The organism is Polynucleobacter sp. MWH-HuK1 (assembly GCF_018881815.1).
Taxonomy (GTDB): domain Bacteria; phylum Pseudomonadota; class Gammaproteobacteria; order Burkholderiales; family Burkholderiaceae; genus Polynucleobacter.
Genome location: NZ_JACVPP010000001.1, coordinates 569,680 through 584,199 on the forward strand (window position 1 = coordinate 569,680; position 14,520 = coordinate 584,199).

Genomic DNA, 14,520 nt, shown 5'->3' on the forward strand with positions numbered 1-14,520 from the left:
TAGAGCGATGAGACATTCATCGGGGCATCATTACGGCAGTGCAGATTCAAAAACAGCGGGGCGCGGTGACTGGCGCGTTATTCGCGACCTACTACCTTATCTTTTGGAATATCGCTTTAGGGTCTTGATTGCCCTTAGCTGTTTGATTGCCGCCAAGGTTACCAATATTGGTATACCAATTGTGTTGAAAGACTTAATTGATTCTTTAAATATCAATGTCAATTCACCGCAAGCGCTCTTGGTTGTTCCTCTGGGAATTATTGTTGCTTATGGCTTCTTAAGAATTTTTGCATCCGTCTTTACAGAGCTTCGCGAAGCATTGTTTGCTAAGGTCACCCAGAACGCGGTTCGTAAAGTAGCGCTTCAAGTTTTTGAGCACTTGCACTCCTTAGCACTAAGCTTTCATCTTGCGCGTCAGACTGGTGGCGTAAGCCGAGATATTGAGCGCGGCACACGCGGCATACAGTCACTGATTTCTTATTCTCTCTATAGCATTCTGCCAACACTCATTGAGTTTTGTTTGGTCTTAGGCTACCTTGCCTATTCTTACGATATTTGGTTTGCTGCGATCACTTTAGTTGCCTTAGTTCTTTATATCGTTTTCACAGTTGTAGTTACTGAGTGGCGCACGCATTTCCGCCGCACGATGAATGATATGGATTCGAAAGCCAATCAAAAGGCGATTGATTCTTTGTTAAATTTCGAGACAGTGAAGTACTTTGGTAACGAGGCATTTGAAGCCAGTCGTTACGATGAAAATCTTCTCCGTTATCAATCGGCTGCAGTGAAGTCACAAAAGACTTTGGCCGTATTGAATCTTGGACAGCAAATCATTATTGCAGTTGGTTTAATGCTAATTCTTTGGCGCGCTACAGTTGGTGTGGTTAATGGCACCATGACTTTGGGTGATTTGGTATTGGTTAATACTTTAATGATTCAGCTCTATATCCCCCTGAACTTCTTGGGCGTGATTTATCGAGAGATTAAGCAATCATTAACCGACATGGATCGCATGTTTTCTTTGCTCAATACTGATAAAGAGATAGCTGATTCACCGGATGCTAAGACACTTCAAATTGAAAATCATGATCGTGGTCCAGACGTGCGGTTTGAGCATGTATCGTTTCACTATGATGCTAAGCGTGAAATTCTCCGCGATGTGAGCTTCAATATTTCTGCTGGGACGATTACAGCGGTGGTTGGTCAAAGTGGCGCTGGTAAAAGTACTCTTGCAAGATTGTTGTTCCGTTTTTACGATGTTCAATCAGGAAAGATTTTGATTGATGGTCAAAATATTCAGGATGTCACTCAGGCTAGTTTGCGCAAAGCTATTGGTATCGTGCCGCAAGATACAGTCTTATTTAATGACACAATTGGATACAACATAGCTTATGGCAATCCTTCTGCAACTAAAGAAGAGATACAAGAGGCGGCCAGAGCTGCGCAAATTGATGGCTTTATTAAGCGCTTGCCCGAGGGTTATGACACTCAAGTTGGCGAGCGGGGTCTGAAGTTATCAGGGGGTGAGAAGCAAAGGGTTGCTATTGCGAGAACACTCTTAAAGAAACCTGCAATGCTGATTTTTGATGAAGCTACTTCAGCGCTTGACTCTAAAACCGAACGAGCTTTTCAAGAAGAGCTTCTCAGCTTAGCCAAGAACCGAACGACACTCATCATTGCCCATCGTCTTTCAACCATCATTCATGCAGATCAAATTTTGGTAATGGATCATGGACAAATTGTGGAGCATGGAACCCATGAGGAGTTGCTTTCAGTAAATGGCAAGTATGCTGAGATGTGGCAGATGCAAGAGCGTGCCACTGTTGATTAGAATAGCTTTATGACCCTGTACAAATCTTCGACCCCAATCGCTAAAAGCACCGAAGCAATTTTGAAAAATGCATTTGCTGCTGCTGTGGCAGTTGCTGATCCACAAGTGATTGTTCCGCAGTATTTAGCGCAGATATTTCCAAAGGGTCAAGAACCTAAAGGACGCTGTTTAGTTGTGGGTGCCGGTAAAGCCAGTGCATCTATGGCTAGCGCATTTGAAGCTTATGCAAAAGCGAATTGGCCGCAGGCAAAATTGGAAGGTGTTGTACTGACGCGTTACGGCCATAGCTCGCCAACTACCCAGATTAAGATTGTTGAGGCTGGGCATCCAGTGCCTGATCAAACTGGCATGGATGGAGCTAAGGAAGTATTGGCATTAACAAAGCAATTGGAGCAAGGTGATGTATTGATCGCTTTGGTATCCGGTGGGGGCTCAAGTCTTCTAACTTTGCCTCAAGATGGCGTCTCTATTGATGACATGCGCAAGACCACAGAAGCACTATTGCGAAGTGGTGCCCCTATTGAAGAAATGAATGTGGTGCGCAAACACCTATCTGCAATTTTGGGTGGCAACTTAGCCAGGGTTGCGATTGCATGTGGCGCAAGAGTAGAAGCTTTATTGATTTCTGACGTCACAGGTGACTCACCTGCAGATATTGCTAGCGGTCCATGTGCTGCTGATTACTCTACGTATTTAGATGCACTTAATATTTTGCAAAAATACGATTTAGATACATCCGCTATTCCGGCATCTGTTCTTGATCATCTCAAGCGAGGTTTAGCAGGAGAGATCCCTGAGACCTTGAAAGATATTGATTTAGTTGATGGTCAAGTTTCGAATCATGTCATTGCAACTGCCTATAAAAGCCTCGAGGCGGCCGCTGAGTATGTTCGCCAGCAAGGCTATGAGCCAGTTATTTTGGGCGACAGGATTACCGGGGAGGCACAGAGGGTTGGTTTAGAGCAGGCTGCCTTAGTGCGCGACTATGTAGCCAAGGGAATTGATAAGCCGCTAGCCTTAATTTCTGGCGGTGAATGCACTGTGACTATTCCTGCTGGCGTCAAAGGACGTGGTGGTCGTTGTAGCGAGTATTTGCTCTCACTCTTTGCGGCATCAAGCGATTTTCCTAAATTGGCTGCCTTGGCTGCAGATACTGACGGTATTGATGGCAGCGAAAAGAATGCTGGCGCTTGGTTTGATACTGGCATCCGTCAAGCTAGCCTAAGCTCAAGTCTTGCACCAGAAAAATTCTTATTGGCACACGATTGTTACGGCTTCTTTGCAGAATTGGATGCTTTAGTAGAAACTGGCCCTACACTTACAAATGTGAATGACTTCCGCATCATCTTGCTTAATAAATAATATGTCCAATAGCCCTACAAAAATTGAATTAACCCAGCCGGACGATTGGCATTTGCATATTCGTGATGGTGAAGTCATGAAGGATGTATTGGCAGATACTGCCCGTCAATTTGCACGTGCCATCATCATGCCAAACCTCAAGCCACCAGTTACCACTGTGGATTTGGCAAAAGCTTATCAGTCACGCATTGAAGCAAATTTGAAATTGCTGGGCGTTACAGATTTTAAACCTTTGATGACTCTTTATCTCACTGATAACACTTCTGCGGATGAAGTCCGCAAGGCTAAGGATGCAGGTATTGCTGCATTCAAGCTCTACCCTGCAGGCGCAACCACCAATAGCGACGCTGGTGTGAGTGACCTCAAACATTGCTATGCTGCTATAGAGGCAATGCAGGCTGTTGGCATGCCACTCCTGGTTCATGGTGAAGTGACAAGTGCTGATATCGATATCTTTGATCGTGAAGCAGTATTTATTGATACGGTATTAGAGCCTCTGCGAAAACAATTTCCTGATCTAAAAATTGTGTTTGAGCACATCACCACCAAACAAGCAGCGCACTATGTACGTGATGCAGCGACTGCTGGAAAAAATACGATTGCGGCAACTATTACTCCTCAGCATTTGCTCATGAATCGCAATGCGATTTTTGCGGGCGGTATTCGTCCACACAATTATTGCTTGCCAGTTCTAAAGCGTGAAGAGCATCGAGTGGCGCTTTTGAAGGCTGCTACAAGTGGTAACTCTCGCTTCTTCTTAGGAACTGATAGTGCGCCGCATGCCAAGGGCACCAAAGAAGCTGCCTGTGGTTGTGCGGGATGCTACAGCGCATTTAACGCATTGGGTTTATATGCCGAAGCATTTGAGAGTGTTGGCAAGCTAGATAAGTTGGAAGGCTTTGCTAGTTTCTTCGGTCCTGACTTTTATTCTTTGCCACGCAATAGTAAAAAAATTACTTTGGCAAAACAAACACAAAACATTCCAATGGAATTGCCTTTGGGTGATGCCACCATCGTTCCATTGCGCGCCGGCGAAACGATTGCTTGGTCACTCGTTTAAAAAACTCAATTCATTAGTTTCTTAGCCAAATTGCTCTGACTGCGTTAGACTGCAGGCGCAGAGTCAATTGGGCAATCGCCGCCTCTTTATTGAGGGGGAGGAAAGTCCGGACTCCATAGGGAAGGGTGATGGCTAACGGCCATCCACGGCGACGTGAGGAATAGGGCCACAGAGACGAGCGTATTTAGTTACGGTGAAACGCGGTAACCTCCACCTGGAGCAATCCCAAGTAAGCAGGCGATGAGGCGTCCCGCTGAGTCTGCGGGTAGGGAGCTTGAGCCGTCAGGTAACTGCCGGCCTAGAGGAATGATTGCCCCTAGATGCAAATCTAGGCGACAGAATCCGGCTTATCGATTGACTCTGCACTTATTCTGAAATGATTTCTACGCTGTAAGTTAATTCTGCAGTTTTGGCTAACATGGTGGTGGCGGAGCAGTACTTCTCGTGAGAAAGTTTTACGGCGCGATCCACTTTAGCCTGATCCAGGCCTTTTCCTTTGACGATGAAGTGCAAATTGATCTTGGTGAACACTTTGGGGTCTTCTGTGGCGCGTTCTGCTTGGAGGTTTACTTCGCACCCGCTAATGGCCTGACGGGCCCTTTGTAGGATTAAAACCACATCAAATGCAGAGCAGCCGCCCGCACCGGCTAAAAGGAGCTCCATTGGCCTTGGAGCTAGGTTTCTGCCACCCGCTTCTGGGGCCCCATCCATGTTGACGAGGTGCCCGCTACCAGTTTCAGCTGAAAAAGCCATGCCGCTATTACCCAACCAAGTTACTCGACATTCCATAGTAGTGATCCCTAACTTACAAAATTAATCAATATTATCAATAGTTTACCAATATTTAAGGCATGCCGTTTGCTGGCAGAAATAGCCAAAAAACATCACAAAATTGATTTTGGTCAATTTTCTTGCGTTGCACCATATTGTTTGTGTAGAATAACCATATTGGTAGTCAGTCTTGTATAAGACTGCGACTTACCTCCAAGTGTCTCCTCCACCCAAACATAGGTGGATTCCAGCCCAGGACCAGTTCCTGGGTTTTTTTTAGGTTACAATTCAAGGCTTTACTGAATTACTGAGCCGGTCAGCGGTAATTTGTAGTACCAGTTAAATTGCAGAATCTGCGAGCTTGCAAACATAAGCAGGGCCAAGGTGGACGTAGTTTCGTTGGAGTAATTTTTTTTTGACCATAACAATTTGAGAAATCATGAAAACTTTTTCTGCAAAATCCCATGAGGTAGTGCATGAATGGTTCGTGATTGACGCTACGGACAAAGTCCTCGGTCGTGTCGCCAGTGAAGTGGCACTCCGTCTACGCGGCAAGCACAAGCCTGAATACACTCCACACGTTGATACTGGCGACTTTATTGTCGTTATCAATTCTTCTAAGCTTCGTGTCACAGGCACAAAAGGCTTGAACAAAATTTATTACCGTCACAGCGGATACCCAGGTGGTATTAGCTCGACTAACTTCGACAAGATGCAAGACCGTTTCCCAGGTCGCGCTTTGGAGAAGGCTGTGAAGGGTATGTTGCCAAAAGGCCCACTAGGCTATGCCATGATTAAGAAATTAAAAGTCTATGGCGACGCCAATCATCCGCATGCGGCTCAACAGCCAAAAGCGTTAGAGATTTAAGGAAACCAAATGGCTATTAATTACGGAAATTGGAATTACGGTACTGGTCGCCGCAAGAGTTCTGTTGCGCGCGTATTCATTAAATCTGGCAAAGGCGACATCATTGTTAATGGTAAGCCTATTGATGCATATTTTGCTCGTGAAACATCACGCATGATCGCTCGTCAGCCTTTGGCTCTCACGGCCCATCTAACGACCTTTGATATCAAAGTAAACGTTTCTGGTGGTGGTGAAACCGGCCAAGCTGGTGCGGTTCGTCACGGTGTTACTCGTGCATTGATCGACTACGACAACGCTTTGAAGCCAACACTGTCTAAAGCAGGTTTGGTAACTCGCGATGCTCGTGAAGTTGAGCGTAAAAAAGTTGGTCTGCACGGCGCGCGTCGCCGTAAGCAGTTCAGCAAGCGCTAATTCTTTCAGTCGCTCAAGTTTTATCGAAAGGGTCGCGCAAGCGGCCCTTTTTGTTTCTACAATCTAGGTATTACAGAAATAAAGTTCATCAGTAGGTATTTTGGAGAATGGCATGATTAAAGTTGGCATCGTAGGCGGCACTGGTTACACCGGAGTGGAGTTGTTGCGTTTATTGGCGCAGCATCCCGAGGTAAAACTTGCTGCAATTACTTCTCGCACAGAAGCGGGTATGCCTGTGGCTGAGATGTTCCCATCTTTGCGTGGTCGTGTTGATCTGAAATTCACAACGCCTGATGAAGCTAAATTAAGCGAATGCGATGCAGTGTTTTTTGCGACTCCACATGGTGTTGCTATGGCACAGGCAAAAGAATTACTCGCCAACAACGTCAAGGTTTTAGATCTTGCTGCAGACTTTCGTTTGAAGGATGTGAAAGAATTTTCCAGGTGGTATGGCATGGAGCATGGCTGCCCAGAGATTTTGGCTGAGGCTGTTTATGGTCTGCCAGAGATTAATCGCGAAGCAATTAAAAAAGCCCGCGTAGTTGGTTTAGCGGGTTGCTACCCAACATCTGTCCAGCTTGGCCTCGCACCTCTGCTGTCACCAAGATCGACTGGTGGCAAGCATTTGATTGACGGTACACATATTATTTCTGATTCGAAGTCGGGCACTTCGGGTGCCGGACGTAAGGCGGAGATTGGCACACTATTGTCGGAGGCTGCTGACAACTTTAAGGCGTATAGTGTTAAAGGACATCGCCATCTTCCAGAAATTGAGCAAGGCTTAAAAGCAATTGCTGGTCATGATCAAATCGGCCTGACCTTTGTGCCGCATTTAACGCCGATGATTAGAGGTATTCATTCGACCTTGTATGTGCGTTTGACTGATGCTGGTAAAGATGTAGATTATCAAAAGTTGTATGAGACTTTCTACAAAGATGAGCCATTTGTTGATGTGATGCCTGTAGGCAGTCACCCAGAAACACGTTCAGTACGTGGAAGCAACGGCATTCGGATTGCAATCCATCGTCCAGGCGGTGGTGATACTTTGGTCATTTTGGTGGTTGAGGACAATTTGGTGAAGGGGGCCTCAGGACAAGGGGTTCAGTGTTTAAACCTCATGTTTGGCTTGCCCGAGACTACGGGTCTCACCCAGATAGCCGTGTCCCCGTAATGACCCTTCAGCAAACTGGGCATTAAAAGCCTAAAATAAGACAAACCCTTTTGAATTAGGAGTGAATCATGACCGAATTAGCTACGCAAACCGCACAAGATTTAGCTGAGCCACCAACCCCTTTGGTGTTCACGGATAGCGCCGCTGCAAAAGTGGCTGACTTGATTGCAGAAGAAGGTAATCCAGAATTAAAGCTCCGTGTATTCGTGCAAGGCGGTGGTTGCTCAGGCTTCCAATATGGTTTCACATTTGATGACGCTGTAAATGAAGATGACACTCTCTTTGAAAAGAATGGCGTTACATTGTTAGTAGATTCAATGAGCTTCCAATATTTGGTTGGCGCTGAGATCGACTACAAAGAAGATATCAACGGCTCACAGTTTGTGATTAAAAATCCAAATGCGCAAACAACTTGTGGCTGCGGATCTTCTTTCTCTGCTTAAGAAAAAAGTTTAGTTATTTAAGCAGGATAACAAGCGCCCAGAATTCTAGGGCCCTTCGCTCCCGTAACGGCTGGCAAATTTGCTGGCCGTTTTTCTTTATGAGCCCATGCAAGCCATGCAAATGCAAGACCTTCAACTAGTTGCGGATCGATCCCGGCAGAATCGCTAGTTGTAATCTCTAGGGGGTGTTTAAAGAAATGTTGCGCTTTAACCTTGAATAAATTCATAAGCGCTATATTTCTGGCGCCACCACCACAGATAATCAGCTTCTGGGTTTGCGGGGCATAACGCGCTAGAGCTTCTAGGGCGGAGTGTGCTGTTAGATGAAGCAAGGTTGCTTGCACGTCTTCAGAGAGGTAATTTTCGTTACCAATTTTTTCTTGCAACCATCCTAGATGAAAGTCATCTCTGCCTGTGCTCTTAGGTGGCGCTTTTGAAAAAAATGGATCGGCCAACATCTTTGCAAGCAATGCTTCGTTAACTTTGCCTTGTAATGCCCAGTTTCCATTCTCATCAAATGTATTGCCTTGATGTTCATGTATCCAGGCATCCATCAACATATTTCCTGGACCACAATCAAAACCGGTCACTTGCCCATCTTTGGGAAGTAGTGTGAAGTTAGCAATGCCGCCAATGTTGAGGATTGCTAAATTTTTATCTTCTACAAACTGCTGTGCATGAAACGCTGGGACTAAAGGCGCGCCATTTCCACCAGCAGCCAAATCTCGGCTTCTAAAATCAGCAATGACATCGATACCCGTTTTTTCTGCCAAGATGGCTGGATTGAGCGTTTGGTGGGTATAGGCCATATTGCCAAGATGTGGTTGGTGACGAATGGTCTGTCCATGAGCGCCGATTGCAGCAATATCTGCCGCCTGCAAATTCGCTTTATTGAGTAATTGGCCTACGGCTTGCGCATAAGCCAATGCCAGGGTATTTCCAGCCTGTTTTTCTCGGTGCAGCTCGTTTGGCCCAGGGCTTTGGAGCTCGAATAGGGATTTTCTTAGCTCTGGAGAAAACGGAGCACTGATCGCATCCAGAGCGCTTGCCTCCCCGCTTGGGCCAATCTTGGCCAAAACGGCATCTATCCCATCCAAGCTGGTGCCAGACATTAGTCCGATATAGAGGGAATGGGGTTTTTTCATGTAGTTCTCAGGAATGCGACAATTATGCTTTAGCAATTTAACTACTAATTTAACTGAATCAGCAATCCGAATCAGCATGACGGCCAAACCAGAACAAAAATATCCTTTGACCCCCGAAGTCTTTGCAGCGCTTGAAGTGACTAAGCGTGGCTGCGAAGAATTATTGGTTGAGGCAGATTGGGTTCAGAAGTTGGCTCGTAGTCAGGCTACTAAGACACCATTGCGAATCAAATTAGGTTTAGATCCAACGGCGCCCGACATTCATTTGGGTCATACAGTTGTTCTAAACAAATTGCGCCAGTTGCAAGATTTAGGTCACACAGTTATTTTCCTGATTGGTGACTTCACCAGCATGATTGGTGATCCATCTGGGCGAAACGCTACTCGCCCACCATTAACTGCAGAAGAAATTGCGGTTAATGCTGAGACTTACTATCGTCAAGCGAGCATGGTGCTTGATCCTTCTAAAACTGAAGTGCGTTACAACAGCGAATGGTGTGATCCATTAGGTGCGCGCGGCATGATTCAGTTAGCAGCGCGATATACCGTTGCGCAGATGTTGGAGCGCGACGACTTTACAAAGCGTTACCGTAGTGGCGTACCCATCTCTGTACATGAGTTCTTGTACCCATTAATGCAAGGTTACGACTCCGTTGCCTTAAGGAGTGACTTAGAGCTCGGTGGCACCGATCAGAAATTCAATCTCTTAGTTGGGCGCGAACTCCAGCGTGAATATGGCCAAGAGCCTCAATGTATTTTGACAATGCCACTGTTAGTTGGTTTAGATGGCGTGGATAAGATGAGTAAGTCTAAAGGTAATTACATTGGCATCAGCGAGTCAGCGGGAGAAATGTTTGGCAAGCTTTTGAGCATCTCCGATGAATTGATGTGGGATTACTTCACCTTGCTTTCTTTCCGCCCAATGGCTGAAATTGATTTGATGAAGCAAGAAGTTGCTGCTGGCCGAAATCCAAAAGATTGCAAAGTACTGCTCGCACAAGAAATCGTGACACGCTTCCATTCACAAGCTGCTGCAGAAAAAGCGTTAGAAGACTTTAATCATCGCGCTAAAGGCGGCGTACCGGATGACATTTCAGAGGTAAATCTCTCTGGGGCGCCAATGCAAATAGCTAATCTTTTGAAAGCTGCTGGATTAGCTCCATCAACATCGGAAGCCAATCGCAATATTGAGCAAAACGGTGTGAAGATTGATGGTGCAACGATTGCTGATAAACAGCTTAAAGTTGAAGCGGGAACTTATGTTGTCCAAGTGGGCAAACGGAAGTTTGCGAGAGTGACGCTAGCTTAAATATCCAGGCTGGCATTACTACTTGGCGGCGTTAGACCAAAGTGCTCATAAGTCTGGCGCGTCGCTACTCGGCCACGCGAGGTTCTTTGTAGGTAGCCTTGTTGAATCAAATAAGGCTCAAGAACATCTTCAATCGTATCGCGCTCTTCGCCAATAGCTGCTGCCAAGTTATCAATACCTACAGGGCCACCATCAAATTTATGCAAGATGGCTTCTAGCAATTTTCTATCCATGACATCAAAACCACTAGGATCAACATCCAGCATCTTAAGCGCAGCATCGGCCATAGCTTTAGTAATCGTGCCTGTGCCTTTAACTTCAGCATAGTCACGTACACGACGTAGTAATCGGTTTGCGATACGCGGAGTACCGCGAGCACGCTTAGCAATTTCTATTGAGCCATCAGGGTCAATATCAGCCTTGAGCAAGCTGGCTGAGCGATTAATGATTTTGGTCAGCTCTTCGGTGGTGTAGAACTCAAGTCTTGCCACAATACCAAAGCGATCACGCAATGGGTTGGTAAGCATGCCGGCACGGGTAGTTGCACCAATGAGTGTGAATGGCTTGAGATCAATTTTTACACTGCGTGCTGCAGGACCTTCACCAATCATGATGTCAAGGCTGTAATCTTCTAGTGCTGGGTAAAGAATCTCCTCAACTACGGGTGAGAGCCGATGGATCTCATCAATAAAGAGAACATCATTTTCTTCTAAATTGGTAAGTAGCGCAGCGAGGTCGCCAGGCCTATCCAAAACAGGGCCGCTTGTTTGGCGTAAGTTGACGCCAAGCTCTCTGGCGATGATGTGTGCCAAGGTGGTTTTGCCAAGACCAGGGGGTCCAAATAAGAGAACATGATCCAAAGCTTCTTGACGAGCTCTTGTGGCGCTGATAAAAATCTCTAATTGGGCGCGCGCTTTAGTTTGACCTACATACTCATCAAGTTGTTTTGGGCGTAGCGCTCTTTCAAAGACGGCCTCAGCATTGCCGGCTGAGCCGCTCACAATGCGGCCATTATCCTCAGGTAAATCTTCAGGAATTGAGCTCAGATCGTCTGTATGAATTGCCATGCTACAAGTGTAGTGCTTATTAGGGATTACTTCTATTTGGGGTCAAGCATTAGATAAATATTTCAGACCCATGCGGATGCCATCAGAAACAGAGGTATCAGCTGGAATTTGCTTTAGTGCCATGAGCGCTTCTTTTTCTGAATAGCCCAGAGCAAGCAGGGCTTGCAACACTTCGCTGCTAGCTTCAATTGCTTGCGGTTTTTCGCCCGTAATACCTAGGTCTGGGGCTAACTTACCTTTGAGTTCTAGGCAAAGACGTTCAGCGGTTTTCTTGCCAATGCCAGGTACTTGCGTCAATCGCCCTGCCTCTTGAAGGGCGATGGCTTGAGCGAGCTCATTGACGCTCATGCCAGAGAGGACTGCTAGTGCTGTGCGGGAACCAACACCGCTAATTTTAATTAGCTGTCTAAATGCCTCGCGCTCAGTCTCGGTAGCAAAGCCAAATAGTTGTTGTGCATCTTCACGTACTTGAAAGTGCGTAAGAAGCGTAATTTTTTGACCAGCTTGAGGAAGTTGATAAAGAGTACTCATGGGTACATCAACCTCATAACCAATGCCTTGGCAATCGACCAAAAGACGAGGGGGATGGACTGAAACGAGAGTGCCTTGAATGCGACCAATCATGTAGAGATCTTAACCTGTGAAGTGTGTTTTTACTTGCTACGTTTTTTAGATGCTAACTTCGGCGCCAAAGCAGAAGTAATTACTTTTGGCATCTGAGCATGATGGGCGGCGCAGATAGCAACGCCTAATGCATCTGAGGCATCTGTTCCGGGTACGCGATTTAGTCTTAATAAGCGCTTAACCATCTCCTGCACTTGCGGCTTGGCAGCCCTGCCAGTGCCAACAATGGCTTGTTTCACGCGTAGAGCACTGTACTCGGCTACAGGAAGCTTTTCAGATACGAGGGCAGCGATCACAGCACCCCTTGCTTGACCTAGCATGAGCGTTGAACGAGGATTCACATTTAAGAAAACCTCTTCAATTGCAGCTGACTCAGGATGGTAAGTCTCTAGCACCTCTTTAATGCCGGCATAGAGAGTGCCTAAACGTTCAGGAAGGCCCTTAGCTGGATCACCGCTTTCGATCGTCCCAGAAGCTACGTAAGTCAGTTTTTGGCCATCGACATCAATGACGCCAAAACCGGTTGTACGTAAACCTGGGTCAATTCCTATCCAGCGCATAAGTTTGCTTATTACTGCCTGTTTGCTTAGTGACGGAAGTGACGTGTGCCAGTAAAGATCATGGCAATACCATGCTCATTCGCAGCCGCAATAATTTCATCATCACGCATGCTGCCGCCCGGCTGAATGGCGCAACTTGCACCACCATTGACGACTACATCTAAACCATCACGGAACGGGAAGAAGGCATCGCTTGCAACAGCAGAACCTTTAAGGCTTAAGCCCGCGTTCTCGGCCTTAATACTGGCCATACGTGCAGAGTCAACGCGACTCATTTGACCTGCGCCAATACCGAGGGTCATACCGTTAGCGCAATAGACGATGGCATTGGACTTCACAAATTTAGCAACGCGCCATGCAAACATCATGTCGTGCATTTCGCTTGGGGTTGGTAGACGCTTGCTAACAACACGCATTTCATTTTCGAGAACGTTTTTGGCATCGGGCGATTGCACGAGTAAACCACCACCAACGCGTTTGAAATCAAACGTATTAAATGCAGTGCCCAATGGAATCTCTAAAAGACGCACATTTTGTTTGGCAGCAAAGATGGCTTTTGCTTCATCACTAAAGCTAGGAGCAATTAATACTTCTACGAATTGCTTGGAGATCGCTTCTGCTGCCGCGCCATCACAAGGAACGTTAAAGGCAATAATGCCGCCAAAGGCTGAGCTTGGGTCGGTCTTAAATGCTTTTTGATAGGCTTCGAGAGCGCTAGCGCCAACAGCTACACCACAAGGATTGGCATGTTTGATGATGACGCAAGCAGCTGCCCCACCAGCGTTACCAGTAAAGCTCTTCACGCATTCCCAGGCGGAGTCAGCATCCGCAATGTTGTTATAGGAAAGTTCTTTACCTTGTAGTTGCTTGTAATTGGCTAGCGTGCCATCTGCTGGATAGATATCTTTGTAGAAAGCAGCAGATTGGTGCGGGTTCTCGCCGTAACGCATTTCTTGCACTTTTTCAAAAGCAAGATGCAAAGTTTCTGGATAAGCGGAACGTGCCTTGTGATCTAAGTCATCACCCAATGCAAAGAGGTAATTGGCAATAGCACCGTCATATTGAGCGGTATGTGCAAATACTTTTTTTGCCAAACTTAAATTTGTTTTGTAAGAAACAGTATTCTTGTTGGCTTTTATCTCCGCCAATACTGGGGCGTAATCTTCCGGTGAGATCAAAACCGTGACGTCTTGATGGTTCTTTGCAGCGGCTCGCAACATAGCAGGGCCACCAATATCAATATTCTCTACAGCATCTTCAAATGAACAATTATCTTTAGCTACCGTCTCATTGAATGGGTACAAATTGATGACGAGCATATCGATGGTGTCGATTCCATGCTCTTTTAGGGCGGCCATATGCTCCGGGAAATCTCTGCGAGCCAATAATCCGCCGTGCACCATAGGGTGAAGGGTTTTTACGCGACCATCGAGCATCTCTGGGAATTTTGTTAGCGAAGAAACTTCAACTACTGGTAGATTATTTTCAGCTAGAAGTTTTGCGGTGCCGCCAGTAGAAATAAGCTTAATACCTTGCTCATGGAGGGCTTTAGCAAAAGGCACAATGCCATTTTTATCGGATACGGAGAGAAGGGCTGTACGGATCATAGTTTTCGGAGGGTTTAATTAAAAGAAATGACTTTGTGATGAATGTTTACTTCAGTAGCTGATGCTCAACGAGCTTCTTATGGAGCGTGTTGCGGTTAATGCCTAGATATTGGGCTGCCAGTGATTGATTGTGTTTGGCATGTTGCATGACTAATTCCAACATCGGTTTTTCTACAACAGCTAAGACCATTTGATAAATATCAGTTGGAGCTGTGCCTTTGAGGTCATTTAGGTAGCCCTGTAATTGGGTTTCAATACATTCGGTAATTGGGTGCTTATTAGTCATAACAA

General features: G+C 46.1%; 15 protein-coding genes and 1 other RNA gene. 9 read left to right on the forward strand and 7 right to left on the reverse strand.

What is annotated here, in order from left to right; all coding sequences use genetic code 11:
- The first annotated feature begins 7 nt into the window (after positions 1–7).
- The 4 genes from ICE93_RS03050 to rnpB all read left to right on the forward strand — a co-directional run bounded on the left by ICE93_RS03050 (position 8) and on the right by rnpB (position 4,619).
- Positions 8–1,831: an ABC transporter ATP-binding protein/permease gene (locus ICE93_RS03050; protein ID WP_216185503.1), complete on the forward strand. Its 1,824-nt coding sequence runs from the start codon at positions 8–10 to the stop codon at positions 1,829–1,831.
- Between the two features lie 9 nt (positions 1,832–1,840).
- Positions 1,841–3,193 (forward strand): glycerate kinase, encoded by a 1,353-nt coding sequence (locus ICE93_RS03055; protein WP_216185505.1) that lies wholly within the window; start codon positions 1,841–1,843, stop codon positions 3,191–3,193.
- Position 3,194: 1 nt separating this feature from the next.
- The gene (gene pyrC / locus ICE93_RS03060; RefSeq protein ID WP_216185507.1) at positions 3,195–4,253 is read left to right on the forward strand and encodes a dihydroorotase; all 1,059 of its coding nucleotides are present in this window, start codon (positions 3,195–3,197) and stop codon (positions 4,251–4,253) included.
- Between the two features lie 59 nt (positions 4,254–4,312).
- Positions 4,313–4,619, forward strand: an RNA gene (rnpB, locus tag ICE93_RS03065) — RNase P RNA component class A.
- Here the strand turns inward: rnpB and ICE93_RS03070 are convergent.
- Positions 4,620–5,042 (reverse strand): OsmC family protein, encoded by a 423-nt coding sequence (locus ICE93_RS03070; protein ID WP_216185509.1) that lies wholly within the window; start codon positions 5,040–5,042, stop codon positions 4,620–4,622.
- 421 nt (positions 5,043–5,463) lie between these two features.
- Between ICE93_RS03070 and rplM the strand changes: the two genes are divergently transcribed.
- From rplM to erpA, 4 genes are all read left to right on the forward strand, one after another.
- Complete coding sequence (gene rplM, locus ICE93_RS03075) at positions 5,464–5,892, forward strand: 50S ribosomal protein L13 (protein WP_011903721.1); 429 nt, start codon at positions 5,464–5,466, stop codon at positions 5,890–5,892.
- A gap of 9 nt (positions 5,893–5,901) precedes the next feature.
- Positions 5,902–6,303 (forward strand): 30S ribosomal protein S9, encoded by a 402-nt coding sequence (rpsI, locus tag ICE93_RS03080; protein WP_011903720.1) that lies wholly within the window; start codon positions 5,902–5,904, stop codon positions 6,301–6,303.
- 112 nt (positions 6,304–6,415) lie between these two features.
- On the forward strand, positions 6,416–7,474 hold the full coding sequence (gene argC, locus ICE93_RS03085; RefSeq protein WP_216185511.1) for an N-acetyl-gamma-glutamyl-phosphate reductase: 1,059 nt from the start codon (positions 6,416–6,418) through the stop codon (positions 7,472–7,474).
- A gap of 68 nt (positions 7,475–7,542) precedes the next feature.
- On the forward strand, positions 7,543–7,917 hold the full coding sequence (gene erpA, locus ICE93_RS03090; RefSeq protein ID WP_088526457.1) for an iron-sulfur cluster insertion protein ErpA: 375 nt from the start codon (positions 7,543–7,545) through the stop codon (positions 7,915–7,917).
- A gap of 17 nt (positions 7,918–7,934) precedes the next feature.
- On the opposite strand, the gene ICE93_RS03095 is transcribed toward erpA, so the two are convergent.
- Entirely contained in the window at positions 7,935–9,062 is a 1,128-nt protein-coding gene (locus tag ICE93_RS03095; RefSeq protein ID WP_216188238.1) for an anhydro-N-acetylmuramic acid kinase, read from the reverse strand.
- Positions 9,063–9,138: 76 nt separating this feature from the next.
- Between ICE93_RS03095 and tyrS the strand changes: the two genes are divergently transcribed.
- Complete coding sequence (tyrS, locus tag ICE93_RS03100) at positions 9,139–10,371, forward strand: tyrosine--tRNA ligase (RefSeq protein ID WP_216185513.1); 1,233 nt, start codon at positions 9,139–9,141, stop codon at positions 10,369–10,371.
- Here tyrS and ruvB read toward each other — a convergent pair.
- From ruvB to ICE93_RS03125, 5 genes are all read right to left on the reverse strand, one after another.
- Positions 10,368–11,408, reverse strand: a complete 1,041-nt coding sequence (gene ruvB, locus ICE93_RS03105; RefSeq protein ID WP_370624620.1) for a Holliday junction branch migration DNA helicase RuvB — start codon at positions 11,406–11,408, stop codon at positions 10,368–10,370. The two genes, tyrS and ruvB, sit on opposite strands and share 4 nt — an antisense overlap.
- 72 nt (positions 11,409–11,480) lie before the next feature.
- Entirely contained in the window at positions 11,481–12,062 is a 582-nt protein-coding gene (gene ruvA, locus ICE93_RS03110; RefSeq protein ID WP_216185517.1) for a Holliday junction branch migration protein RuvA, read from the reverse strand.
- Between the two features lie 29 nt (positions 12,063–12,091).
- On the reverse strand, positions 12,092–12,622 hold the full coding sequence (ruvC, locus tag ICE93_RS03115) for a crossover junction endodeoxyribonuclease RuvC (RefSeq protein ID WP_216185519.1): 531 nt from the start codon (positions 12,620–12,622) through the stop codon (positions 12,092–12,094).
- A gap of 26 nt (positions 12,623–12,648) precedes the next feature.
- Positions 12,649–14,229, reverse strand: a complete 1,581-nt coding sequence (gene purH / locus ICE93_RS03120) for a bifunctional phosphoribosylaminoimidazolecarboxamide formyltransferase/IMP cyclohydrolase (RefSeq protein WP_216185521.1) — start codon at positions 14,227–14,229, stop codon at positions 12,649–12,651.
- A 46-nt stretch (positions 14,230–14,275) separates the two neighbouring features.
- On the reverse strand, positions 14,276–14,515 hold the full coding sequence (locus ICE93_RS03125; RefSeq protein ID WP_128112754.1) for a helix-turn-helix domain-containing protein: 240 nt from the start codon (positions 14,513–14,515) through the stop codon (positions 14,276–14,278).
- Between the last annotated feature and the right edge of the window lie 5 nt (positions 14,516–14,520).